General features: G+C 61.2%; 21 protein-coding genes and 1 pseudogene. 9 read left to right on the top strand and 13 right to left on the bottom strand.

The genetic code is table 11. The annotated features are described in order from the left end of the window. Positions 1-72: 72 nt before the first annotated feature. From F6S08_RS15880 to F6S08_RS15830, 11 genes and pseudogenes are all read right to left on the bottom strand, one after another. Positions 73-1,026 (bottom strand): FecR family protein, encoded by a 954-nt coding sequence (locus tag F6S08_RS15880; RefSeq protein ID WP_065947062.1) that lies wholly within the window; start codon positions 1,024-1,026, stop codon positions 73-75. Between the two features lie 29 nt (positions 1,027-1,055). Next, a complete protein-coding gene (locus F6S08_RS15875) occupies positions 1,056-1,556 on the bottom strand; it encodes a sigma-70 family RNA polymerase sigma factor (protein ID WP_315871869.1) in 501 nt (166 codons plus the stop codon). A 91-nt stretch (positions 1,557-1,647) separates the two neighbouring features. Next, on the bottom strand, positions 1,648-2,283 hold the full coding sequence (locus F6S08_RS15870; RefSeq protein WP_065926920.1) for a CGNR zinc finger domain-containing protein: 636 nt from the start codon (positions 2,281-2,283) through the stop codon (positions 1,648-1,650). A gap of 96 nt (positions 2,284-2,379) precedes the next feature. Beyond that, entirely contained in the window at positions 2,380-2,994 is a 615-nt protein-coding gene (gene cysC, locus F6S08_RS15865) for an adenylyl-sulfate kinase (protein WP_065947061.1), read from the bottom strand. Beyond that, entirely contained in the window at positions 2,991-4,220 is a 1,230-nt protein-coding gene (locus F6S08_RS15860; RefSeq protein WP_065947060.1) for an MFS transporter, read from the bottom strand. Before F6S08_RS15860 ends, cysC begins: the two co-directional genes overlap by 4 nt. 10 nt (positions 4,221-4,230) lie before the next feature. Further along, positions 4,231-5,001 carry a class I SAM-dependent methyltransferase gene (locus F6S08_RS15855; RefSeq protein WP_315871868.1) on the bottom strand — a complete coding sequence of 257 codons (771 nt, stop codon included), beginning with the start codon at positions 4,999-5,001 and terminating at the stop codon, positions 4,231-4,233. 7 nt (positions 5,002-5,008) lie between these two features. Next, complete coding sequence (locus F6S08_RS15850; RefSeq protein ID WP_315871867.1) at positions 5,009-6,145, bottom strand: hypothetical protein; 1,137 nt, start codon at positions 6,143-6,145, stop codon at positions 5,009-5,011. Then, the gene (locus F6S08_RS15845) at positions 6,142-6,867 is read right to left on the bottom strand and encodes an SDR family oxidoreductase (protein ID WP_027603118.1); all 726 of its coding nucleotides are present in this window, start codon (positions 6,865-6,867) and stop codon (positions 6,142-6,144) included. Before F6S08_RS15845 ends, F6S08_RS15850 begins: the two co-directional genes overlap by 4 nt. Before the next feature lie 10 nt (positions 6,868-6,877). Further along, positions 6,878-7,606 carry a sulfotransferase family protein gene (locus F6S08_RS15840; protein WP_065926914.1) on the bottom strand — a complete coding sequence of 243 codons (729 nt, stop codon included), beginning with the start codon at positions 7,604-7,606 and terminating at the stop codon, positions 6,878-6,880. Further along, positions 7,603-8,826, bottom strand: a complete 1,224-nt coding sequence (locus F6S08_RS15835; RefSeq protein WP_065947056.1) for a transaldolase family protein — start codon at positions 8,824-8,826, stop codon at positions 7,603-7,605. The genes F6S08_RS15840 and F6S08_RS15835 overlap by 4 nt, the downstream gene beginning before the upstream one ends. A gap of 123 nt (positions 8,827-8,949) precedes the next feature. Next, positions 8,950-9,540 (bottom strand): annotated as a pseudogene (locus tag F6S08_RS15830) (HAD family hydrolase); the annotation flags it as partial. A 253-nt stretch (positions 9,541-9,793) separates the two neighbouring features. On the opposite strand from F6S08_RS15830, the gene F6S08_RS15825 reads away from it, so the two are divergent. From F6S08_RS15825 to F6S08_RS15815, 3 genes are all read left to right on the top strand, one after another. Beyond that, positions 9,794-10,594 carry a glucose 1-dehydrogenase gene (locus F6S08_RS15825; RefSeq protein WP_315871866.1) on the top strand — a complete coding sequence of 267 codons (801 nt, stop codon included), beginning with the start codon at positions 9,794-9,796 and terminating at the stop codon, positions 10,592-10,594. Continuing rightward, complete coding sequence (locus F6S08_RS15820; protein WP_065926911.1) at positions 10,587-12,413, top strand: glycoside hydrolase family 15 protein; 1,827 nt, start codon at positions 10,587-10,589, stop codon at positions 12,411-12,413. Before F6S08_RS15825 ends, F6S08_RS15820 begins: the two co-directional genes overlap by 8 nt. A gap of 75 nt (positions 12,414-12,488) precedes the next feature. Continuing rightward, positions 12,489-13,388, top strand: coding sequence for an alpha/beta fold hydrolase (locus F6S08_RS15815; RefSeq protein WP_065926910.1), 900 nt, complete (start codon positions 12,489-12,491; stop codon positions 13,386-13,388). Here the strand turns inward: F6S08_RS15815 and F6S08_RS15810 are convergent. Next, positions 13,385-14,353: a GlxA family transcriptional regulator gene (locus tag F6S08_RS15810; protein WP_065926909.1), complete on the bottom strand. Its 969-nt coding sequence runs from the start codon at positions 14,351-14,353 to the stop codon at positions 13,385-13,387. The two genes, F6S08_RS15815 and F6S08_RS15810, sit on opposite strands and share 4 nt — an antisense overlap. Before the next feature lie 90 nt (positions 14,354-14,443). Here F6S08_RS15810 and inhA point away from each other — a divergent pair, with 90 nt between their 5' ends. Then, a complete protein-coding gene (gene inhA / locus F6S08_RS15805) occupies positions 14,444-15,124 on the top strand; it encodes an isonitrile hydratase (protein WP_065947053.1) in 681 nt (226 codons plus the stop codon). A 181-nt stretch (positions 15,125-15,305) separates the two neighbouring features. On the opposite strand, the gene F6S08_RS15800 is transcribed toward inhA, so the two are convergent. Next, positions 15,306-15,935, bottom strand: a complete 630-nt coding sequence (locus tag F6S08_RS15800; protein ID WP_074845793.1) for a LysE family translocator — start codon at positions 15,933-15,935, stop codon at positions 15,306-15,308. Positions 15,936-16,095: 160 nt separating this feature from the next. On the opposite strand from F6S08_RS15800, the gene F6S08_RS15795 reads away from it, so the two are divergent. The 5 genes from F6S08_RS15795 (at position 16,096) to F6S08_RS15775 (ending at position 23,471) form a co-directional block, all read left to right on the top strand. Next, complete coding sequence (locus F6S08_RS15795; protein WP_053132260.1) at positions 16,096-16,611, top strand: sigma-70 family RNA polymerase sigma factor; 516 nt, start codon at positions 16,096-16,098, stop codon at positions 16,609-16,611. Further along, positions 16,598-17,548, top strand: coding sequence for a FecR domain-containing protein (locus F6S08_RS15790; RefSeq protein WP_315871865.1), 951 nt, complete (start codon positions 16,598-16,600; stop codon positions 17,546-17,548). The genes F6S08_RS15795 and F6S08_RS15790 overlap by 14 nt, the downstream gene beginning before the upstream one ends. A gap of 106 nt (positions 17,549-17,654) precedes the next feature. Beyond that, positions 17,655-20,141, top strand: a complete 2,487-nt coding sequence (locus tag F6S08_RS15785) for a TonB-dependent siderophore receptor (RefSeq protein ID WP_315871864.1) — start codon at positions 17,655-17,657, stop codon at positions 20,139-20,141. 430 nt (positions 20,142-20,571) lie between these two features. Continuing rightward, the gene (locus F6S08_RS15780) at positions 20,572-22,011 is read left to right on the top strand and encodes an undecaprenyl-phosphate glucose phosphotransferase (protein ID WP_065926905.1); all 1,440 of its coding nucleotides are present in this window, start codon (positions 20,572-20,574) and stop codon (positions 22,009-22,011) included. Further along, the gene (locus F6S08_RS15775) at positions 22,011-23,471 is read left to right on the top strand and encodes a mannose-1-phosphate guanylyltransferase/mannose-6-phosphate isomerase (protein ID WP_315871863.1); all 1,461 of its coding nucleotides are present in this window, start codon (positions 22,011-22,013) and stop codon (positions 23,469-23,471) included. The genes F6S08_RS15780 and F6S08_RS15775 overlap by 1 nt, the downstream gene beginning before the upstream one ends. Position 23,472 lies beyond the last annotated feature (1 nt).

Genomic DNA, 23,472 nt, shown 5'->3' with positions numbered 1-23,472 from the left:
GAGTATGCGGCTGTTAATGCAAACCAGTTGCAGCTGCAGGAGAAGACGAAGAACTCGGAAAAAACCTGAATCTCAGCGTGAAATAATTTCCTGGCTGCCATCCGGCAGGGTCCTCAGGGCCACGGGCAGGATATGGGGCAAGGCCTTGAGCAAGGCATCGGTGTCATTGGCCTTGAACACACTGGTCAGTCGCAGGTTGCCAACGGCGGGTGTGCTGACGCGCAACGGGCGCTCGCGATAACGCGACACCTCACGGGCGACTTCACCCAGGGATGCGTTGTTGAACACCAGTTTGCCGCTGCGCCAGGCCGTCAGTTCCTCGGCATTCACTGCGTAGGACGCTGCCACCAAGCCTTGGTCATTGATATGGGTTCCCAGCCCCGCCGTCAGCGTCACCCCCTCGTTCGGTGAGCGCCCTTGCACCTTCACCGTACCGGCCTCGACCACCACACGGGTCTGGTCATCATCGCGACGCACATCAAAGCGCGTGCCGGTGACCGTCACCTGCCCTGCACCGGCGGCGACCACAAAGGGACGGCTGCTGTCATGCTCGACATTGAACATGGCCTCGCCCTGCTTGAGTTCAATACTGCGGCGGCCTTTTTCGTAGTGCACCGAGACAACACTGCGGCTGTTCAAATCCATCATCGAGCCGTCGGGCAATGCCACCTGGCGATGCTCACCCAGGCGCGTGCTGAAATCGGCCCGGTAGGGCTTCGGATGATCAAGGCCGCTGAACAAGCCGAGCCCCAAGGCCACGGCGACCACACTGGCGGCGACGGCGTAACGCAACACGCCACGACGTTTTGGACGCTCGGCCGGCGCCTCGCCCAACGCCTGCAAGCGGGCCTTGGGCACCAGGTCGGCGGCGCCCCACAGGCCTTGCAGCACATCGAATTCATATTGGTGCTCGGGCTTTTCATTGCGCCACACATCGAAACGCTCGCGCTCGGTGGCGTCCAACCCAGCGTCTTGCAGGCGTACAAACCATTGCGCGGCTTCGTCGCGGGCACGGTTATCCATCATGGAAGGTCCTGTTTCAGAGCGAGCGTGTGTCATGGGGCGATCGCATCCAGGCGGTCACGCAAATGCCGCAGGGTGCGGATCATATACTTTTCCACCATGTTCTTGGACAAGCCCAGGCGCTCGGCGATCTCCTGCTGGGTCAGGCCCTCGATCTTCTGCCAGATAAAGATCCTGCGGCAGTTGAGCGGCAACTCGGCCAATGCCCGCTCGATGGAGTCCGCGAGCTGGATCGCGTGCATGAAATGCTCCGGGTCACCGCCGTGGGGCTGGCTCTGATCAAAGGCTTCCAACGCCATGGCTTCCCGCCGGTCTTCGCGTCGGTAGGCGTCCACGGCGATATTTCGCGCAGTTTGATGCAGATAAGCGCGCGGTTGCTCTACCTGGGAGGCGGTTGTCTCCAGCACTCTCACAAAGGTGTCATGGGCCAGGTCCTCGGCCTGCTGACGGTTTCTCAGGCGGCGTGTCCAGGTGCCGATCAACTCTTCGTAGTGCTCGAAAAAGCCTGTTCTGCGGGGCGGCTGAGGGATCATCGCGGGAGCACTGGGGAGGCGGGGCGTGAATAGTAATGCTTCCTATTAAGTGGAGCAATTGCTACCCGTCGACCGCGCCACTGCCTGGAAACTAAAGCGCCTGTTTAAGGCGACTCAATTTCTCCCGGCTGCCGCACACGCTCATCTGGCACCATTTGCGCAGTTTGTTCTTGGAGATATCCAGGAATAGCCAATCACAGTCGGTGGCCGTGCAGCACTTCAGCACGCGAAGATCACCGGACACCAGCAACTGCGTGGCCTCGATCGCCAGGCGCCCGATCAACATTGCACTCAGTTCCTGAGCAGAGGTGCAGGTTTTCCACGCCCAGGCCGGTGTCCCATCAACCATGCGCAGCACCCGCCAGGCGGTGCCTTGCTGGAAATTCAGGTTGATCTGCTGCAAGGCGTCATCGGCCGCAGCCTGGCGCAAGGACAACGGGTAAAACACGGCATACAGGCATTCGCGGAACGCAATGATGGCGTCCAGATCCGGCTGGTAGGAAATAGGCGACTCAAACACCATGGCCTTGTATTCAGCGAACTCCTGGGTGGAGATCAACGAGGCGTGCAGCGCCCATTCAAAGAAAAACTGAAAACTGGTAAGCCGCTCTTCCATGACTTTGAGCGGCGACCCAGGGCGGCGGCCGTTGGTGGTATTGATGAAGTCCAACACCTGGGCCCCGCCGATCAGGCGGATGGATTTTGCAGTGCCGGTGAAATGCGTCATGCCTGCTCCTGAAAAAACGCGGTATGCCTGCGATGGCGCAGATTACCTTGTTTTCCGAAGGTGCAGGCACCGCCACCGCGGCGCAAAGACCAGCGGCTATGTGCGCTCGTCGTTGCGGGCCATCCAATCGAGAATAGTCGCGACAGACTGTTCGACAGACAGCGCCTGGGTGTCCACGTGCACTTCCGGAAAGATCGGCACGTCGTAGTCCGAATCAATCCCGGTGAAGTGTTGGATCAACCCCAGGCGGGCTTTTTTGTACAAGCCCTTAGGGTCACGTTGCTCCGCCGTTTCCAGCGGCGCATCCACATGTACCTCGACAAAATGCTCATTGCCGACAATGGCGCGCGCGTAATGCCGGCTGGCCGCCGACGGTGAGATCAGCGCCACGATCACCACCAGCCCTGCGTCCAGCATCAAGCGCGCCACTTCGGCGACCCGCCGGATATTTTCATCGCGGTCGCTGTCGGTAAAACCCAGGTCGCGGCACAGGCCGCCGCGCACCGAGTCGCCGTCAATGATGCAGGTCAAGCGCCCCTGTGCCTGCAAGGCCCTGTCCAGCGCATCGGCAATCGTCGACTTGCCGGCCGCCGAGATGCCCGTCATCCAGATGACCAAGGGCTTTTGCCCCATACGCGAGCGTTCCGCGACGAGATGGCTGAACGCAAACGCATGCAGATTCCGTTCTGGACGTTCCGCAAAATGACTCATGGCCGCTCACCCTCCGTCACCGCCACAGGCGGTTTACCCAACAGGAATACCATCACGCATTGCACGAACAGCAACAGCGCAACCACCCAGTAGACGGTCGCGAACGAGCCGGTCAGGTCCTTGGAAAAACCGCCCAGGAAGTTACCGCACACACCCCCCAGGCCGATCAGCACATTGGCAATGCCGAATGCCTGGGTCAGTCGGCTGACCGGCACGATTTGCCCGATGTAGCTGGGGACAAGCCCGAAGATGGGGTAGAACGCCAGCGCAAACAAAAATGCCGCCAGGTAGAACAGCGGGAGGCTGTTGAAACTGAACACCAGGGTGGCGGCCAGCCCCGCACTCAAAAAACACATGGCCAGCGACGCCCTGACGCCCACCTTGTCGGCGATCCACCCCACCAGAAAGCCCGAGGCCATGCCCACCGCGCCAATGGTGGTCCAGACAAACCCGGCGTCCTGTACCGACACCCCCAACTCGTCCCGCAGGAACGGAGCCAGGTAAGTCTGGAACGGCAACAGCGCCATCCCATTCAAAAACGCAATGGCCCAGGTCAGGTACAGCGAGCGACTCAACCAAGGTGCATGACTCTCGAACGCCGTCGAACGCGGCCCGGAAAAACCGGCGTCCTTGTCCGCCACCAGGTTGCGCAGCAGAAACCAGGCCACCACGCACAGGGCCACCGAGATCAGGCCCGCGGTGAGCCAGATCGAGCGCCAGCCACCCTGCAGGGTAAGGAACGACACCAGCAAGCCATTGATGAACACGCCGTAGCTGGTGCCGCTGGAAATCAGCCCCATGACCCGCGAGCGATTACCCGGGCTGAAACCCTTGGTGACAATCTCCGCCAACGGGATGTACACCGAGGCCGAGCAGCCGCCGAGCAAAATCAACAGCGCCCCGGACAGCCAGATACTGTTGCTGACACTCAGCCCCAACAGCGCCAGGGAGGTCATCAGCGTCGACACCAGGCTGATCTTCCAGCCTTCGAAAAAACGACTGATGTAACTGGTGACCGATGAAAACAGCAGGAAGCCGATCTGCGCACCGCCGGTGATCAGGCCCACCGTGGTGTAGTCGAAACCGATGTCGCGGCGCATGTCCACCACCAGGTTGGCGAACAGGTAGACGCCAAACCCGTAGGTACTGGCCACGAACCCGGTCAACACCACCGCCAGCACGACGCTGTCCAACGGGCGCGCGCTACTGTGTACCAGTGTGCTCATCAGGTACTCCTTAAACGGCGCGTGCCGTGTGGATGACAAAATCACAATTCATCATGTCGTAGTCACGCTGGAAATCCCCGTAACTCTCATGGGCGCAAAATCCGGACTTGAGCACCTCCCCCTTCAACTCGCCCGGCAACAGCGGATAGACCTGCAACCGATACTGCTCGGCGTTATCGAACGAGTAGATGAACTCACACACGTGTTCATCCACCTGCCCCAGGCCGACGGATGCCTGCGTGCCGCAGTAATAGTAATGACCGCTGGATTTGAACTTGCCTGCGCGAATGGCAAAGAAGTTACGTTGATCCACAATCAGCAAGCCGCCCGGATTGAGCAATGCCCTGAATTTCTCCAGCACCTCCAGCCGTTCATGGGCTGCAAACACATGGCACAGCGAACTGCCCAGGCACACCACAGCATCGAAGCGCCCCAGTTCGGCGGGATCGAGGGCCTGCCAATCCCGGTAGTGCGATTCGATCGCCAACCCGCGTTGCCGAAAATTCTCCCGGGCCTTGGTCAACATCGTGCTGCTGCCGTCCGTGGCGACGACATCGAACCCCGCCTGCTTAAGCTGGACCGCATGAAAACCACTGCCCGTGGAGACGTCGATCACCGACTTCACGCCGTGCTGCTTCAGCAGGTTTTCAAAGAACCCGTTCTCCCCCGCCTTTCTTTTGTCCCAATCGATCAAGTCATCCCAGCGTTCGACGAATTTTTTCGAGTATTGCGTGGCGTAACTGGCGACTTCGCCGCGCTTGTGCACCGACATCCGATTCATCACACACCTACCAGGTTGAATGTTTGAAAGACAGGTATTTGCTCGACAGCTCGTGGGCAAACTCGGCGGACTGTTCGATGGACATGGTTTTCTTCGAGTACCCCAGCATCGCCTGCATCACGGCCATGCATTGCGGGTTATAGGTGACCGAGCCATCGCAATGAATTTCATCGATGCCATCCTGGCTCTGGCAGATGGTGTTGATACGCACCGCTTCGTCCTGGGGGCAGTCGGCGCTGAACTGCACCTTGATCTGCCCCTCCTGCAGCCACACCGGATAGCCGCCCGGCAACCCCAGCGGGCCGGGCGCGTGCACCAGCACCGGCGTGGGCGAAAACAACCCTTCGATCACGGTGACGGCCGAGCACGCCGTGAGGAACTGCCCATCGATACCGCCCAGGCGGCGGAACTCGGATTTAACCGTGGAAAAAATCGCTTCGGCCGGCAGGTAGGCCGCAGCCGGGCGGTCGCGCACCTCATGCAACAAGCGGTAACTGGCACGCGGGGGCAAGCCGCCGCGCGGCACGTAGTGGCTGAAATAGTGCTGGGCATACAGGCACACCTGCACATCGGCAGGCGCACACTCCAGCAGCCGCGCGATGGAAAATCGCAGCGCCGGGATCAGGTTGGCGACATTGCCCACGCCAATATCCGGCGCCAGCCCGACCCTGGCCAGGATCGGGTTGACCGCATCGGGAAAGGCCGCGTTGACCGTCCTGGCCGCGATACCGGAGGCTTTCACCGCCTGCATCAAGTGATGCATCAGCGTCAGGTGCATGGGCAGCCAGGGGCCGAACTGCGCCTGGTCGAGTTGCTCGAACGAGAGCCTGGGCAACCCGGTGATCACCCGCCACGACTGCAACGACGCGCAGTTCACCACCAGGTCCGGCGCCTCTGCACGCAGCACCTGGGTGACCCGGTCGATATCGGTGAGGTCGGCGATCACCGGCTTGATCGTGATGCAGTGCCCCAACTGCGCACACGACAGGGCCACCAGGTTGCATAGCCGCACGGTCGCGTCTTCATTGCGCCCCAGCACCACGAATTCAAAGGCATTTTTCGGCCCGAGAATCTTCAGGATCTGCAGGCATAGGTTGCCTGCGCCCACCAGCAGCAGTTTCTTCTTGGAGGCTGACGGGCTCATCGTGGGTAGGCTCCGTTGTCTACCGGAATGACCTTGCCGGTGACATGCCGCATGGCATCGCTGATCACCAGCAAAATGACCTCGGCGACGCCGCCGGGCAGGATCGGTTCCTTGAGGATTTCCTGGCGCGCGTACTCGGCGCGGCGGTATTCAGGGATGGTGTCGTAGATGGCGGTGTCGTGGATCAGCGCCGGCGACACTGCGTTAACCCGCACGAACGGCGCAAAATTCCAGGCATTGGCTTTGGTCAGGCCGATCACCGCCGCCTTGGTGGCGCCGTACAAGGCATCACAGCTGCCCACTTCGCCCGCCACCGAGGCGATATTGACGATGCTGCGCGGCGCCTCGTGTTTCATCTCCCGTTCGGCGAAGTCTTTGGAGAGATAGACCAAGGCCTTGAGGTTCACAGTCAGGATTTCGTCCACTTCGGCATCGGAATAGGCGTAGATGCTTTTGCCGTGGTAAATACCGGCGTTATTGATTAATGCATGAATAGTTGCGTGGCGCTCGTACAGCGCAGGGATAAAACCCTTGATCAGCGCATTATCCGAAAAGTCCGCGACATGGGTTTCCAATACATCCGCCGTGTAAGTGCGCTGTAACGCACGCAGGCCTTCGGCATCCTTGTCGGCACCGATAACGAAATAACCTGCCTGGATAGCCTTTTCCACAGTAGCCCGGCCGATCCCATTGGCCGCACCGGTGACAATCAACTTTTTCATACAACAATCCTTATTGGCAAAATTCATTCATGCGTGCGTAGAAGGGTCGGTGGTATTCGTAAAAGGCTTTTAATTTTGGCGACTGATCGAAAGTATCCATATCGATAGCAGGTTTATCCGGCAGAGCAATGCGTTCACTGTTCTCCGCCGCCACATGCCAACTTCTCCAGGTTTTCCACTGTCGTGGACATTCACGTTTCCATGTCATGGCATGGGGCAAAAATTCAATCTGCAAGTAGTCACACAGTTTACGAATGACACGCTCCGGCTCGGCGGCGAGGTCATCGGCATTAATCACATAAGGCACTTTTCCGATGAGTTTGGTGACCACACAAAATATCTCGTACAAGGCTTTATGCCCGATGGCCTGCACGGGCATATCGGGGTGTACCCGGTGATGGGAAATAATGCTGCTGGCGGGCTCGCGAATAATAAAAACATTGTGTTGTTGCGCCAGGAAGTCCCGGTCAACTTTCAAGTCATCCAGGCAGTGGTAACACATGTCTTTGTGAAAGACATTGGTACTTTCCCGGGCCTTGAGCAGTTGCTCTTTTATACCTTGATACGTGGTGGGCAAACTGTGGTCCCATTCATCCGAAGGAATCATTGAATCTGCGGAAAATGCCATATGGGCAAACGGCTCGTGGAAAACCTCAAAATCCCCTCGTTCGATAAACACACGCTCCAACACCGTGGAACGGGAACGCGGGTGCGCCCACAACCCGACCATCTTGTTCATGCCAGCACCCCGTATTCAGCGGCCAGGATGGCGTTGAGCGAGCGTGCGAAAGGCTTCGTCACCGGGCACAGGCGCACGCAGTAGTCGGTCAGGCGCCGATGCGCACTGTTGGCTTCGTTGCAGGCGTTGATAAACGCCTCATGATTGCCAAAGTCGTAGGGCTCGATGCTGTCGATGAAATAGGCTTCGCAGAAGTACGGAATGCGGATGAGCCGGGCGAACGTCTCAGCCGGCGCCTGCTGGGGTTCACAGGCGGGTGCCACCGGTTTGCCGTGGCTTTCACGCTCGATCAGAAACTCCACCACCTCCGGCGTCAGCGTGTAGCACGTGGTGGTCAGCCCGGTCTTTTCCAGGTGCCAGCAGTGCTTGTGGCCACGTTCGTCAACGTCGACCTTGATACTGGAAAGCAGGGTCTTGACCGGCACCTTCGAGGCCGCGACCAGGGCCTGGATCTGCTGGTAAATCATCAGCTCGGCCCAGCGCATGTCCTCCGGGCCCAGCGCCAGGCCACGCTCGGCGGCCTGCAAGGCGAACTCGGGCTGGCAGGAAAAACGCCCGATCATAAAGGTGATCACATACTTGCAACAGCCGGTGTCGACGCCATTGCGGCGGGCGCAGGCGATGCCCCGCTCTATTGCCTGTATACCGGCATGGAATTGCGAAACGGTGAAGCAGAACGTGATATTGACCGAAACGCCTTGGGCCACCAGGTGTTCGATCGTCGCGAAACCCTCCAGGCTGCCCGGCACTTTGACCATCACATTCGCGGCCAGGCGATGCAGCTCCAGGCCTCGTGCGGTCATGCGTTCGCTGCACCGCACATCCGACGGGTCGACTTGGGCGCATATCCAGCCGTCGGCCTGGGCCGATTGCACCCACAGCGGCTTGAGCGTCGAAGCGCCCTCTGCAATCACTTCGTTGTAGAGTTGCTTGCGCAATTCGCCGGGAGACAGGCTGGCCAGATTAAAACGCGACGACCAGTACTCTTTCTTGTCGAGGATCGTCGCCGTCACCAGCCGGGGGTTGGTGGTCACACTGCTGAAGCCCCAGGGCTGGGAGAGATCCTGCGGCATCAACTGTTCGATATGGGCGGCGGCTGCCGGGTACTTGTCCAACAAATGCTGTTTATACGGTGCGTACACCACGGGCGACGAATCCCACCACACTTCCGAACAGGGATCATTACGTTTAAGTCGCTCTATATAACCCAGTGTGCCCACAACACTTGCTCCTTGAGTAACGTGATCAATGAGGGTCGGTAACTCACGCATATCGGCAAAAGGTAACGCGCCGGCTTCGGCCAATATTCGATGTCGAGACAACGGACCAAAACCCAGGACTTTTATAGTGGCTGCCACGGCGGCTTGAATCCCTGTGACACTGTCTTCAATCACCAGCGCATCACAGGGTTCGACGTTGTAAGTTTCACACGCTGTTAAAAACACCAGCGGATCAGGCTTCCAACGCCCCAATTCATAACAACTGAATATTCGCCCTTCGAAATAAGGCAACAACCCCACAAGGCGTAAACACTGTTCGATCTTATTGCGCGGCGCACTCGAGGCTACGCAATAGGGAATTCCCAGCACTTCCAATACGTCAAGTACCCCATCAGTCGCTTTCACATTAAGCGTCAATGCTTCCAGCGCTCGAACTCGGAAGTCCTCTTCAAACTGAGGAGTCAAACAAATACCCATTAACTGTTCTGCTTCGCGCAGACAATCGGCAATCTTTCTTCCACGAAAGTGCTCAATGAAATACGCACTATCCAGTGTCTTGCCGTCCTGTACGTGTGCATTAAGCATGCCGATCAATACAGACAGGGTGATCTCTTCGCTTTGGACGAGTACACCGTCGCAATCGAAAATAACTAACTTAGGCAACGTCGTAGCTCCCTGCTCTGGTAGTTCCCCTATAGCTGCCGATGAACACATAGGCATCTCTTATAGGTGACTCCGCATGACTTCCGAACTACCAGCGGAGCGGGTTGAGGTGTGCTTATAAGACACGGGGCAAAAAACCCTGTCAAACGCTTTTTAGCGGTTTTTTAGTATCTTATGGTTATTTTTTATTCTTCTGTTATTCCATTTTCCACCATGGTTGTAGTCGCTAATTTCACACGGCTGAACTTCCGTTATGCGCCGTCAGTCAGCTACTTGAACTCACGAATTCAAGGTCGGGTGGGCAATGCATATCTCGTTGGAGCAACAAGTGGCGCTGGTAACGGGCGCCAGTTCCGGTATCGGCGCCGGTGCGGTCAGGGCCCTGGCGCAAGCCGGCGCTGCGGTGGTGCTCAATTACAACAGCCAGGCCGCGCCCGCCGAGGCGTTGGCAGAGCAGATCAACGCCGAGGGCGGCCAGGCGATTGCCATCGGCGCCGACGTGTCGAAAGAAGCCGATGTGGAACGCCTGTTCGCAAAGACCCTCGACGCGTTCGGCCATCTGGACATCCTGGTGGCCAACTCCGGCATGCAGAAGGACGCCGCCGTGGTCGACATGACCCTCGACGACTGGAACGCCGTGATCGGCGTCAACCTCACCGGCCAGTTCCTCTGTGCCCGGGCGGCGGTACGCCTCTTCAAGCGCCAGGGCATCCGTGAAGGCGTATCCCGCGCCGCCGGCAAAATCATCCACATGAGCTCGGTGCACCAGTTGATCCCCTGGGCCGGGCATGTGAATTACGCGGCGTCCAAGGGCGGCGTTGAGATGCTGATGCGCACCCTCGCCCAGGAGGTCAGTGAACAGCGCATCCGTATCAACGGCATTGCGCCGGGGGCGATTCGTACGGCGATCAACCGTGCCGCCACCGAAGGCGCGGCGGAACAGGAGCTGCTCAAGTTGATCCCCTATGGCCGGGTCGGCGATGTGGAGGACGTGGCCAACGCCGTGGTATGGCTGGCCAGTGACGCCTCGGATTACGTGGTCGGCAGCACCCTCTTCATTGATGGCGGCATGAGCCTTTACCCGGAGTTTCGTGACAATGGTTGATTTGAAAAACGAACCACAAAGCGCCATCGATGCCCACGGCATCATCGGCGATATGCGCAGCGCGGCGCTGGTGAACGATAAAGGCAGCATCGATTTCTTCTGCTGGCCGGAGTTCGACAGCCCGTCGATCTTCTGCTCACTGCTGGACACCCCCGATGCCGGCACGTTCCAACTCACCCCGGACCTGCCCAACGCCCGCCGCGAACAGATCTACCTGCCCGACACCAATGTGCTGCAAACCCGTTGGCTCAGCGATGAAGCCGTGGTGGAAATCACCGACCTGCTGGTCATCAGCGAAGAAATCGACGACTTGCCCCTGCTGATTCGCCGCGTACGCGTGGTCAGCGGCACGGCCACCCTCCATCTGCGCTGCGCCGTGCGCCATGACTACGCGCGCGCCACCACCGAGGCGAGCCTGGATAACGCCAGCATCTGTTTCAACGCCGATGGCCAGCCGGGCATGCGCCTGTGCGGCAGCCATCCGTTGCAGATCGAAGATAACGCCGCCGTGGCCCGCTTCACCCTGGATCAGGAAGAAGGCGCCGAGTTCGTACTCGGCGGCCAGGACGATGAGCGTGTGGCGAGTGTCTGCACCGACCTGGCCCTGGCCCACACCTTGAAGTTCTGGCGCGGCTGGATCGCGCAGTCGAACTACCGCGGGCGCTGGCGCGAAATGGTCAACCGCTCGGCCCTGGCCCTCAAGCTGCTGACCTCGCGCAAACACGGCGCAATCATCGCCGCCGCCACCTTCGGCTTGCCGGAAACGCCTGCGGGCGAACGCAACTGGGACTACCGCTACACCTGGATCCGCGACGCCTCGTTTACCGTCTACGCCTTTATGCGCCTGGGCTTTGTCGACGAGGCCAACGCCTATATGCGCTGGCTCAAGGGCCGGGTCAGCGACTGCTGTGGCCAGCCGACCAAGATCAATATCCTGTACGGCATCGACGGCCGCCAGGAGCTGCCCGAAACCACGCTGGAGCACCTCAGCGGCCACGGCGGCGCCAAGCCGGTGCGCATCGGCAATGGCGCGGTCGACCAGGTCCAGCTGGATATTTATGGCGAGTTGATGGACGCGGTGTACCTGGTCAACAAGTACGGCGAAGCCATCTCCCACGAGGGCTGGAAACACACGGTGGAAGTCGCTGACCAGGTGTGTGAAATCTGGAACCGCAAAGACGTGGGCATCTGGGAAATGCGCGGCGAGCAGCATCACTTCCTGCATTCGCGGCTGATGTGCTGGGTGGCCCTGGACCGTGCGATCCGCCTGGCCTCCAAGCGCTCGTTGCCGGCGCCGTTTGCACGTTGGGACCAGACCCGCCAGGCGATCTATGCCGATATCTGGAGCAACTTCTGGAACGAAGAACGCGGGCATTTTGTGCAGCACATCGGCAGCACCGCCCTGGACGGTTCGATGCTGCTGATGCCGCTGGTGCGTTTTGTCGCCGCCACCGACCCGCGCTGGCTGAGCACGTTGCAGGCGATCCAGAAAAGCCTGGTGCGCGACGGGATGGTCTACCGCTACCGCAACGACGACAACGCGATCGACGGCTTGCAAGGCACCGAAGGCGCATTCGCCGCCTGCTCGTTCTGGTACGTCGAATGCCTGGCCCGCGCCGGGCAAGTGGAGAAGGCCCACCTGGAATTCGAACAACTGCTGCGCTACGCCAACCCGCTGGGCCTGTATGCCGAAGAGTTCGACAGCCAGGCCCGCCACCTGGGCAATACACCCCAGGCGTTGAGCCATCTGGCGTTGATCAGCGCGGCGACGTTCCTGGACCGCAAGCTCAGTGGCGAGAAGACGACCTGGCAGCCCTGAGGCGCCCTGCCTTTACAGGCAGGGCATCCCGTCATGTCTTTCGACTAGAGTTTCAACACCTGACAGGAGTCCACCATGACCATCACCGCCCCACTCCTCTACGTGCGCACCTCCATGCTCGATGTGGCGTATGAAACCCACGGTCCCATTGACGGCGAGCCTGTGATCCTGCTGCATGGTTTCCCTTATGACCCTCGCGGCTATGACGAGATTGCGCCGGTGCTGGCCGAACGCGGCTACCGGGTGCTGGTGCCGTACCTGCGCGGTTATGGCCCTACGCGGTTTATCAACGCGCAGGTGATGCGCTCCGGCCAACAGGCGGCGCTGGGCAAGGATCTGCTGGATTTCATGGATGCGCTGTCGATCCCGCGCGCCACCCTGGCCGGGTATGACTGGGGCGGGCGTGCCGCGTGTATCGTCGCGGCCCTGTGGCCGGAACGGGTACGCGGGCTGGTAACGGGCGATGGCTATAACATCCAGGACATTGCCAGGTCGCGCCAGCCACGGGCGCCGGTGACGGAACATCGGTTGTGGTACCAGTTCTACTTTCACACCCAGCGCGGTGTGGACGGGCTGACGGCCAATCGCCGCGAACTCTGTGAGTTGCTGTGGTCGCTGTGGTCGCCGTCCTGGGCCGACGGGCCAGGGCTGTATGGGCAGACGGCGCCGTCATTCGATAACCCGGACTTTGTCGAGGTGGTGATTCATTCCTATCGCCATCGTTTCATGTATGCGCCTGGCGATCCGGCGCTGGAAGCCATCGAGCAGGCCCTGGCGCGGCAACCGGCGATTGCGGTGCCGAGTATTTCGCTGTGCGGCGCCGATGACGGCGTGGGCCCGCCGTCGCAAGAGGATGACGACGTGGAGCATTTCAGCGCTTTTTACCGGCGGGAGGTGTTGCCCGGTGTGGGCCACAATATTCCCCAGGAAGCACCGCGGGCCACCCTCGACGCCCTGTTTGAATTGCTCGCCTAGGCCACCGGCGAGAACCGCTCGCGGTAGGCCTGGGGCGTCACCGACAAGGCCCGCATAAAGCTGCGGCGCAAGGTTTCTTCGCAGCCGAAACCACACTGCACGGCGATGCGCTTGATCGACGCCGTGCTGTCCGCCAGTTGCCGACGGGCGCTTTCGACGCGGATCAGTTCGACGGCGCGCGCGGGCGTCTGGCCGGTTTCAGCGCGGTAGTGGCGCACGAAGCTGCGCTCGCTCATGCCGGCCTGGGCGGCCAGGGTCGGGATACTCAGGTCGAGGGTCAGATGCTCGGCTATCCAGGCATGCAGCTCGGTGAAACGGCTGCCGCCCTTTTGCAGGGACAGGGTCACGCTGAATTGCGACTGGCCGCCGGGGCGCTTCAGGAACACCACCAGGTGCCGCGCCACTTCCAGGGCCACGGCGCGGCCCAGGTCTTCTTCCACCAGAGCCAGGCACAGGTCGATACCGGCGGTGACACCGGCGGAGGTCCACACCGCGCCCTGCTGGATAAAGATCGGGTTGGGCTCCACGGTCAACGCCGGAAACTTGCGCGCCAGTTCTTCGCAACGGGTCCAGTGGGTGGCGACGCGACAACCATCGAGCAAGCCACTGGCCGCCAGCAAAAACGCACCGGTACACACCGACGCCATGCGCCGAGTGTGCCGGGCTTTTTCGCGCACCCAATCCACCAGCGCAGGCTTTTCAGCGGCGCCGTACACGCCCCAGCCGCCCGCGATCACCAGGGTGTCGCAGGGCTGGTCGACCGCAGGCAACGGCTCGGCCACCAGCGCCAGGCCGGCGGAGGTCATCACCGGTCCGGCCTGGTCGGCGATCACCGTGACCGCATAAGGCAACGGCACGCCACGCTGGCGCGCCAGGTCATTGGCCGATGCAAACACCTGCAGCGGCCCGGTGACGTCGAGCACCTGGGCATTCTCGAAAGCGAGTACGTGAACAATTCTGGGCATGGTTGGCGTGATTCGTGGGTTCAATGGCGTATTCGCCAAAGCCTAGGCCGCTAGAGTGAGGTCGTCTACCCCTTTCTCGGAGCTTCATTCATGACCTTGCAGATCGGCTTTCTGTTGTTCCCCGGCATTCAGCAACTGGACCTGACCGGCCCCTACGACGTATTGGGTTCGCTGCCGGACGTGAAACTGCACCTGATATGGAAGGACCTGGCGCCGGTCACCTCCAGCACGGGCCTGGTGTTCACGCCGACCATGACCTATGCCGACTGCCCGACGCTGGATGTGATCTGCGTGCCCGGTGGTTCCGGCGTGGGCCCATTGATGGAAGACCCGCAGACCCTGGACTTCCTCAAGGCCCAGGCGCAGACCGCGCGCTACGTGACCTCGGTGTGCACCGGCTCGCTGGTGCTCGGCGCGGCGGGGTTGCTGCGCGGGCGCAAGGCGACGACGCACTGGGCCTACCACGACATGCTCGCCCCCCTCGGCGCCATCCCGGTACAGGAGCGCGTGGTGCGTGACGGCAACCTGTTCACCGGGGGTGGCATTACCGCCGGTATCGACTTTGCCCTGGTGCTGGCGGCGGAGTTGTACAGCGAAGCGGCGGCGCAACTGGTGCAGTTGCAGATTGAATATGCGCCGGCGCCGCCGTTCGATTCGGGTCGCCCGGACACAGCGCCTGCGCATGTGCGGGAAGAAGCCAACAAACGCACCGCCGAATCGCGCAGGGTGCGCGGTGAAATCGTCGCGCGCGCAGCAGCACGGCTGGGCTGAGCCTGTACCTGTGGTGAGCGAGCTTGCTCGCGCTGGGGCGCGAAGCGGCCCCAAGCTTTGGAGGGGCTGCTGCGCAGCCCAGCGCGAGCAAGCTCGCTCACCACAACAAGCTCGTTCACCACAACAAGCTCGTTTGGCCACAGACCGCTTGCTCGCCGCACAATCCCGTCACCTCATGGGGTCAGGCTGGGCGCGACATCACCGCCAGGCGCACCGCCAACACGCTCAGCACCGTCGCCAAGCCCCATTTCTGTAGCCAGGCGGCTCTTGGGCGCCTGGCGAGGAAGCGGCTCAGCACCCCGCCGAATATGCCCAGCAGCAGGTGAAACACCCCAGCGATCAAAGTCAGCACGCCCCCCAACAGCATCAACTGCACGGCGATGGAGCCGGCCTGCGGCCGTACGAACTGCGGCAAAAACACCACAAAAAACAGCAACGCCTTGGGGTTGAGCAGGCTGTTGAGCATCGCCTGCAGAAACACCCGGCCAAGGGGCACACGGTGCGGGCGGGCAGTCTCCAGCCCAGTTTTTTTCTGCAGCGTCTTGAACACCAGCCACAGCAGGTAGACCACACCCGCACAGCGGATCACGTCAAAGGATGGCGGCCAACTGGCGACCAACGCCGTTACCCCGCTGGCGGTCAATGCGCTCAGCAGTATGTCGGCGACACCGATGCCCAGGGCCGAGGCCACTCCCCCGCGCCAGCCGTGGGTGACGCCATGGCTGATCACAAAGGCCATGTTCGGCCCCGGGGATAACAGCAACAACAGCACAGCACCTGAAAAAACTGCCAGGGTCGCAAAGTCGATCATGCTCAAGCCGTCCACCGGGAAAAGCCTGCAGATTAGTGCGTGGGCCTGGGGCGAACAAAAAATTGTGCTGGATACATTGTTCATCGGCAATTGCGAATGGCCACGACCAGCGTCTAGAATGCGAAACATTATCAATTAAGACTGCTGCGCCAGGATGCCCATGTCGAGCGATCACCCACTGGACCATGCCGCTATCGGCCAGCTTTACCACACCCATCACTCCTGGCTGCGCGGCTGGTTGAGCCGGCGCACCGGTTGCCGTGAACGTGCCGCCGACCTGGCGCAGGAAACCTTTGTGCGCCTGCTCAACGCACGCAAACAGCAGGCCGTACTGCAGCCGCGCGCGTACCTGAGCAGCATCGCCCGCAGCTTGATGATCGACCAGTACCGGCGCCGCGAACTGGAGCGCGCCTACCTCGAAAGCCTTGCGCATTTCCCCCAGGCCGACGTGCCGTCGGAAGAAACCCGCCTGCTGATTCTCGACAGTCTGGAACGCATCGACCGCCTGCTCGACCAGCTCAAGCCGCGGGTGCGTGAAGCATTCCTGTTGGCGCAACTGGACGGCCTGACCTGTGCGCAGATCGCCCTGCGCCTCGGGGTGTCCAAGGCTACGGTGGAGCGTGACCTGTCCAAGGCGCTGCACGCCTGCTATCGGTTGCGCTATGCCGACCTCTGACCCGCGCCTGGTCGACCAGGCCATCCAGTGGATGATCAAGCTGCGCTTCAACGTCGCCGACGACGCGAGCACCGCTGCGTTCGAGCGCTGGCTGCACACCAGCGCCGAACACCAGCAGGTCTGGCAACGGGTGGCGACGATGAATGATGAGTTCAGCCACCTGCCCGCACAGGTCGGCCGCCACGCCCTGCACGGGGCGCGTCGACGTATCAGCCGCCGTGAAGGGTTGAAGCTGCTCGGCCTGGTGGCCGGTACGGCCGGCCTGACCTGGTTCGGCCGCGACTACACCCCGCTGCCCGCCTTGATGGCCGACTACCGCACTGCCACCGGCGAACGGCGTTGGGTGGCGTTGAACGACGGCAGCCGCATCCAACTGAACAGCGCCAGCGCATTCGACGCGGTATTGACTCAGGAGCGGCGCCTGGTGCAGTTGCGCCAGGGTGAAATACTGGTCAATACCGGTGCCGACACGCGGCCCTTCTGGGTACAGACCCGTGACGGTTACCTGCGCGCCCTCGGCACGCGCTTCCTGGTGCGCGAAGACGCCCAAGGCACCATGCTCGCCGTGCAGCAGGGCACGGTGGCGGTGTTTGCCGACAACCACGCCGCCGGCGCGCGCCAAGTGATCAACCCCGGCGAACAGGTGCTGTTCGACCGCAGTGGCATTCGTTCTCTGGTCGCCAATGGCCTGGACCCTTGGGCCTGGAGCGAAGGCGTGATCAGCGCCCGGGACATGCGCCTGGATGCTTTCCTCGCCGAACTGGGCCGCTACCGCAACGGCCTGCTGCGCTGCAGCGAAGCGGTGGCCGGGTTGCGGGTGTCGGGCACTTACCAGTTGGACGACACCGATCAAGTGCTGGGCCTGGTAGCGCACTCACTCAAGCTCGATGTCACTTACCGCAGCCGCTACTGGGTGACCGTCAGCGCCCGCGTTTAACATTCTCGAAAATAAATGAGGTGAATTCTCATTGCCGCTCGACCTGTAAGGAAAGGCCGATCAACAGGCCGGTTCTGTTCACTTCCTTCAGGAGCATCCCGCGGTCATGCAAGCGTTCCCCTCCCCACGTTCCCCCCTCAAGCACGCGGTGCACGCCGCCTTGCTCGGCGCCTGCCTGAGCTGCGCCGCCGCACCGCCGTTCGCATGGGCCGAAACGCCGGCCAGCGACACCCAGGCCCGCGACTGGAACATTGCAGCCGGTTCCCTGGCCACGGCACTGGACCAGTTCGCCCGTCAGGCCGGCATCAGCCTGTCGTACGACGCCACCAGCGTCGCCGGCAAGACCAGCCCGGGCCTGAGTGGTCGCCTGGACCGCGAGCAGGCGCTCGACCGGTTGCTGCGTGGCCAGGGCCTGCAAGCCCAGCGCCAGGGCAACAGTACCTGGCTGCTGTTGCCGCAAGTGGCCGACAGCGGCGCGCTGAACCTGGGCGCCACCACGGTCACTGGTGAGCGGTTGGGCGCCACCACCGATGGCACCGGGGCCTACACCACGGGCGCGGTGACGATCGGCAAGGGCGAACACAGCCTGCGGGAAACGCCGCAATCGGTGAGTGTGATGACCCGCCAATTGATGGATGACCAGAACCTCACCACTATCGATGACGTCATGGAACGCACGCCCGGGATCACCACCTACGAATCGCCCATGGGCGGCAAATATTTTTATTCCCGTGGTTTCAAGATGCTCGGCCAGTACCAGTACGATGGCGTGCCCCTGGACATGGGCAAGGACTACGTGCAGGCCGACAGCTTCAGCGCGAACATGGCGATCTACGACCGCGTCGAAGTGCTCAAGGGCGCGGCCGGCATGCTCAAGGGCGCCGGCACCGCCAGCGGCGCGGTGAACTTCGTGCGCAAACGGCCCCAGGCCAGGCCCACCACCAGCCTGTCGCTGTCCGCCGGCACCTGGGACAACTACCGCGCCGACGTCGACACCGGCGGCCCGCTGAATGACAGCGGTACGGTGCGCGGCCGCGCGGCGATCAGCCAACAGAATCGCGGTTCCTACATGGATATTTCCAAGCGCCAGGACCAGGCTTTCTATGGCGCCCTGGATGTCGATCTCAGCGCCGACACCACCCTGGGCTTCGGCGCCAGCCATGAAGACGTCGACGCCACACCGTGCTGGGGCGGCCTGCCGCGCTATGCCGACGGCAAAAGCGCCCACCTCAGCCGCTCCACCTGCCTGGGCCAATCCTGGAACGACTGGCAAAGCCGGCGCACCACCTTCTTCGCCGATCTCACCCACTCCTTCAACGATGACTGGAAACTCAAGGTTGCGGCCGTGCACAGCCGCAACCTGCAAGACACCAAATACGCCGCCAGCGAAGGCACCATTGCCTACGGCAACCCGACGCCTACGGCCAACTCCTATGCGGCGCTGATGGACTACGACCACAAGGACTTCGGTCTCGACGCCTATGTGGACGGCAAGTTCGAAGCCTTCGGGCTGGAACACGAACTGATCCTCGGTGCCAATGGCAGCCGTGGTACCCAGGACGATGTGTACGCGATCCAGAACCTGCCCAGGCGCCAGGGCATCTACCAACCCGACCACCATTTCCCGGAGCCGGCCAACAGCACTTTCTGGCCGAACATGTATCGCGGCGGCACGGTGAAGGAAACCGCCACCCAGTACGGCGCCTACACCACCTTGCGCCTGCGCCTGGCCGAGCCGTTGATGTTTATCGTAGGCAGCCGCGTGAGCTGGTACGAGAACCGTCGCCAGTCCAACAACCTGGCCTGGGGCGAGTGGGCCTTGCAGGATGCCCGCACCCGGGAAACCGGTGAAGTGACGCCGTTTGCCGCACTGATCTACGACCTCAATGAGCACCTGTCGGTGTACGCCAGCTACGCGGATATCTTCCAGCCGCAAAGTTCCTATGCCACGCTCGATGGCGCCGCGCTCAAGCCGAAGATCGGTGACAACTACGAGCTGGGTATCAAGGGCGAATGGTTCGACGGGCGCCTCAACAGCTCCCTGGCGCTGTTCCGCGCCGTCGAGAAAAACGCGGCCGAATCCGATTACATCGCCCAGTGCCCGACCTCCGCCGACGGCTATTGCTACACCGACAGCGGCAAGGTGCGCGCCCAGGGCGTGGAGGCGGAAATCAGCGGTGAAGTCCTCGAGCGCCTGCAGGTATCCGGCGGCTACACCTACACCCAGACCAAGTCCCTGAAGAACATCGATACCGCCCTGGAAGGCGGCACGTCCAACACCTACGTACCTCGACACATGCTGCGCATGTGGGGCGACTACCAGCTCGACGGCGCCCTGTCGAAATGGAGCGTGGGCACCGGCGTCAACGCCCAGAGCAGCAATTACCGCGTGCAGACCATCAAGCTCGAACAGGCCGGTTACGCAACCTGGAGTGCCCGTGTGGCGTACCGTATCGACGACACTTGGACCGTCGCACTCAACGGCAACAATCTGTTCGATAAAAGTTACTACAACACGGTGGGTACAGCCTCCTGGGGTAACTTTTATGGCGAGCCGCGAAATTTTACGGTGAGTTTGAAAGGCAATTTCTGATCTAACGAAAGTCCCGCAGGCAGGGCACTTCGTGCGCCCTGCCACCCCCTCTTTGTCCCCCCTTCCTACCGCCTTTGAAAAAAGGTTTTTCCTTTATGCAGGAAAAATCCTGCATTTGTTTCTACACTCAAAAACACACCCAATCACCGCGTACCCGGACAAGGAATGTCAATAAAATGCCGAACAAAACACTGATAAACCTGTCTGCCCTGCCACCTCCGCACCATCGTCAATTAGTTGACAAGCTGATTAAGGGAACACTCCTGTAGTCACTACCCCCGCAAATTCCCTTCAAATGGATAGCTGCATTTGAATTGATAGTTGCGTATTACCCAGAGTAGCCGTAGTTGGAAGTGCCCTCTAAAGCAGTTCGCTGCTTTATTGAACAAACATCCAAACAATAGCTCTGGCGTGCAATGAGGGATGTTTTATGCGAGAGAAGTCGTCCGTCGACAGCCTGTTTTTAACGCGCGCCGGTTTTGTTGAGTTCTTTGTTGTTTTCGTCAAGTTCATACATGGCCTGAGTGCCATTTTGCCCCCGTTGATCCTGGTGATGTTCATCGACCCGATGGACCCTGAACTGCGCGGGCACTTCCTCGGCCTGCTGGTATTTTTCGCGGTCCTGACGATCATTCTGTTCCAGGCCCTGGGCATCTATTCCGAAGAACTGTTCAGCAACCGACTGCGCCTGAAAACCAAGGTGAAAGCATGGTCGGCGGCGTTTTGCATCCTGTTGTTCATGTACCAGATCCTGCAGTTTTTCCCGCAATTGACCCCGCGTAACCTGGTGGCCTGGTACTTCGCCAGCCTCGGGTTGTTCTGCCTTGAGCGCCTGCTGATGCTGCGCCTGTACCGCAGCCTGATGCGCAAGGGCAAATACCTGCAACGTACGGTGATCCTGGGCTTTACCGACACCGCCATGCACGTCGCCGACCACCTGCAACGCAACGGTGATATCCGCTCCGGCCTGATCGGCTTTATCGACGATCGCACCGAGCGGATCCCCAAGGAATTGAGCAACCTGCCCCTGCTGGGCAACACCCGTGAGCTGGAAAAACTCATCCGCGCCGAGCAGGTCAACCAAGTGATGATCTGCCTGCCATGGGCCGCCGAGCAGCGCATCCATGGGTTGGTCAACCGCCTGCGGCAGATGTCGGTGAACGTGATGCTGGTGCCCGACATGGCCGCGCTGCGCTACGGCCATAGCCGCATCACCGACGTGGGCGGGATCCTCATGTTCAACACCTCGCAATTGCCGTTGCGTGGCTGGTCGCCGGTGATCAAGCGCCTGGAGGACGTGCTGCTGGCCAGCCTGGCCCTGGTGGCGCTGTCTCCTGTGATGGTGGCGACGGCGATTGCGATCAAGCTCGACTCCAAAGGGCCGATCTTGTTTCGCCAGAACCGCTTTGGCTACAACGACAACGAAATCCGCGTGTTCAAGTTCCGCTCGATGTACACCGACCAGAGCGACTTCACCGCCGAACGCCAGACCACCCGCGCAGACCCGCGCATTACCCGGGTGGGGCGCATCATCCGCAAGACCAGCATCGACGAGCTGCCGCAGTTGTTCAACGTGCTGCTGGGCAACATGTCCATGGTCGGCCCGCGCCCCCATGCCACGGCGACCAAGGCCGCCGGCATACCCTTCGAAGTGGCGGTGAGCGAGTACAGCTCGCGCCACCGCGTGAAACCGGGGATCACCGGCTGGGCGCAGATCAACGGTTACCGGGGTGAGACCGACACCCTGTTCAAGATCCAGAAACGTGTCGAGTACGACCTGGAGTACATCTCCAAGTGGTCGGTGTGGTTTGACCTGTACATCGTTTTCATGACGGTCCCGGCCGTCCTTTCCACCAAGGAAGTCTATTGATGAAGACCCTCAACGGATTAATTCCCTGCATCGTTTCCGGTGGTTCGGGCACTCGACTGTGGCCGGTGTCGCGGCAGAACATGCCCAAGCCCTTCATGCGCATGCGCGATGGTCAGAGCCTGCTGCAAAAAACCTTCCTGCGCGCGGCCAAACTGCCCGGCGTGGAAAGCGTGCTCACGGTGACCAACCGCGACCTGTTGTTTCGTACCCTCGATGACTACCGCGGAGTGAACAACGCCCGCCTGCCCCTGGACCTGCTGCTGGAACCGTTCGGGCGCAACACGGCGGCGGCCATCGCCGTGGCGGCCCTGCATGTGCAGGAGCATTTCGGCGGCGACGCACAGTTGCTCGTGATGCCCGCCGACCACCTGATCCTCAATGAAGTGGCGTTCGCCGAGGCCGTGACCCAGGCCCGCGACCTGGCCGAAGCCGGCTACCTGGTGACGTTCGGCATCCAGCCCGACCACCCGGAAACCGGTTTTGGCTATATCGAGCAAGGCGAGGCGCTGAGCCAGGGCTACCGGGTCAAACGCTTCGTCGAGAAACCCGACCTGGCCACCGCCCAGGCCTATCTGGACGGCGGCAAGCACCTGTGGAACGCCGGCATGTTCTGCTTCAAGGCCAGCACCCTGGTGGATGAGCTCGCCACCCATGCACCTGACGTGCTGGAGGCCGCACGCGCCGCGCTGGAGCACAGCCAGAGCCTGCAGAACACAACCTCGCGCCAACGTGAACTGGATGCGGATGCGTTCGGCAGTGCGCCGGATATTTCCATCGACGTGGCCTTGATGGAAAAGTCCCGGCAAGTGGCCGTGGTGCCCTGTGACATTGGCTGGAGCGACATCGGGTCCTGGGAAGCGCTGCGCCAGCTCACCCCCAGCGATGCCCATGGCAACCAGGTCAATGGCGAAGCGATTTTGCATGACGTGCACAACTGCTACATCGACTCGCCCAAGCGCGTGTTGGGCGCCGTTGGGGTGCACGACCTGATCATCGTCGACACCCCCGACGCGCTGCTGATCGCCGACGCCCACCGCAGCCAGGATGTGCGCTACATCGTCGCCGAGCTCAAGCGCCAGAATCATCCGGCGTACAGCCTGCACCGCACGGTGACCCGGCCGTGGGGCACCTACACCGTGCTGGAGGAAAGCAGTCGCTTCAAGATCAAGCGCATCGTGGTCAAGCCCCTGGCCTCGCTGTCGTTGCAGATGCACCACCACCGCAGCGAACACTGGGTGGTGGTCAGCGGCGCGGCACAGATCACCAATGGCGACCGCGAATTCCTGATCAACGCCAACGAGTCCACCTACATTCCCGCCGGGCACAAACACCGGCTGACCAACCCCGGCATCATCGACCTGGTGATGATCGAAGTGCAGAGCGGCGAGTACCTGGGCGAAGACGACATCGTGCGCTTCGACGACATCTACGGCCGCGCGCCTGCCGAGGCGAAAAAATGAC

This window comes from Pseudomonas sp. JV449, from assembly GCF_032424295.1.
In the GTDB taxonomy this organism is placed as follows: domain Bacteria; phylum Pseudomonadota; class Gammaproteobacteria; order Pseudomonadales; family Pseudomonadaceae; genus Aquipseudomonas; species Aquipseudomonas marginalis.
This window is presented reverse-complemented; position numbering and strand designations above follow the sequence as displayed.

Bases quoted from the DNA above. Each gene is read 5' to 3' on its own strand.
- F6S08_RS15820 (WP_065926911.1), top strand. From the start codon at position 10,587: ATGGTTGATTTGAAAAACGAACCACAAAGCGCCATCGATGCCCACGGC.
- F6S08_RS15800 (WP_074845793.1), bottom strand. From the start codon at position 15,935: ATGATCGACTTTGCGACCCTGGCAGTTTTTTCAGGTGCTGTGCTGTTG.
- F6S08_RS15845 (WP_027603118.1), bottom strand. From the start codon at position 6,867: ATGAAAAAGTTGATTGTCACCGGTGCGGCCAATGGGATCGGCCGGGCT.
- F6S08_RS15850 (WP_315871867.1), bottom strand. From the start codon at position 6,145: ATGAGCCCGTCAGCCTCCAAGAAGAAACTGCTGCTGGTGGGCGCAGGC.
- F6S08_RS15795 (WP_053132260.1), top strand. From the start codon at position 16,096: ATGTCGAGCGATCACCCACTGGACCATGCCGCTATCGGCCAGCTTTAC.
- F6S08_RS15815 (WP_065926910.1), top strand. From the start codon at position 12,489: ATGACCATCACCGCCCCACTCCTCTACGTGCGCACCTCCATGCTCGAT.
- F6S08_RS15880 (WP_065947062.1), bottom strand. From the start codon at position 1,026: ATGATGGATAACCGTGCCCGCGACGAAGCCGCGCAATGGTTTGTACGC.
- F6S08_RS15855 (WP_315871868.1), bottom strand. From the start codon at position 5,001: ATGAATCGGATGTCGGTGCACAAGCGCGGCGAAGTCGCCAGTTACGCC.
- F6S08_RS15790 (WP_315871865.1), top strand. From the start codon at position 16,598: ATGCCGACCTCTGACCCGCGCCTGGTCGACCAGGCCATCCAGTGGATG.
- F6S08_RS15825 (WP_315871866.1), top strand. From the start codon at position 9,794: ATGCATATCTCGTTGGAGCAACAAGTGGCGCTGGTAACGGGCGCCAGT.
- F6S08_RS15870 (WP_065926920.1), bottom strand. From the start codon at position 2,283: ATGACGCATTTCACCGGCACTGCAAAATCCATCCGCCTGATCGGCGGG.
- F6S08_RS15810 (WP_065926909.1), bottom strand. From the start codon at position 14,353: ATGCCCAGAATTGTTCACGTACTCGCTTTCGAGAATGCCCAGGTGCTC.
- cysC (WP_065947061.1), bottom strand. From the start codon at position 2,994: ATGAGTCATTTTGCGGAACGTCCAGAACGGAATCTGCATGCGTTTGCG.
- F6S08_RS15775 (WP_315871863.1), top strand. From the start codon at position 22,011: ATGAAGACCCTCAACGGATTAATTCCCTGCATCGTTTCCGGTGGTTCG.
- F6S08_RS15780 (WP_065926905.1), top strand. From the start codon at position 20,572: ATGCGAGAGAAGTCGTCCGTCGACAGCCTGTTTTTAACGCGCGCCGGT.
- F6S08_RS15875 (WP_315871869.1), bottom strand. From the start codon at position 1,556: ATGATCCCTCAGCCGCCCCGCAGAACAGGCTTTTTCGAGCACTACGAA.
- F6S08_RS15840 (WP_065926914.1), bottom strand. From the start codon at position 7,606: ATGAACAAGATGGTCGGGTTGTGGGCGCACCCGCGTTCCCGTTCCACG.
- F6S08_RS15860 (WP_065947060.1), bottom strand. From the start codon at position 4,220: ATGAGCACACTGGTACACAGTAGCGCGCGCCCGTTGGACAGCGTCGTG.
- inhA (WP_065947053.1), top strand. From the start codon at position 14,444: ATGACCTTGCAGATCGGCTTTCTGTTGTTCCCCGGCATTCAGCAACTG.
- F6S08_RS15785 (WP_315871864.1), top strand. From the start codon at position 17,655: ATGCAAGCGTTCCCCTCCCCACGTTCCCCCCTCAAGCACGCGGTGCAC.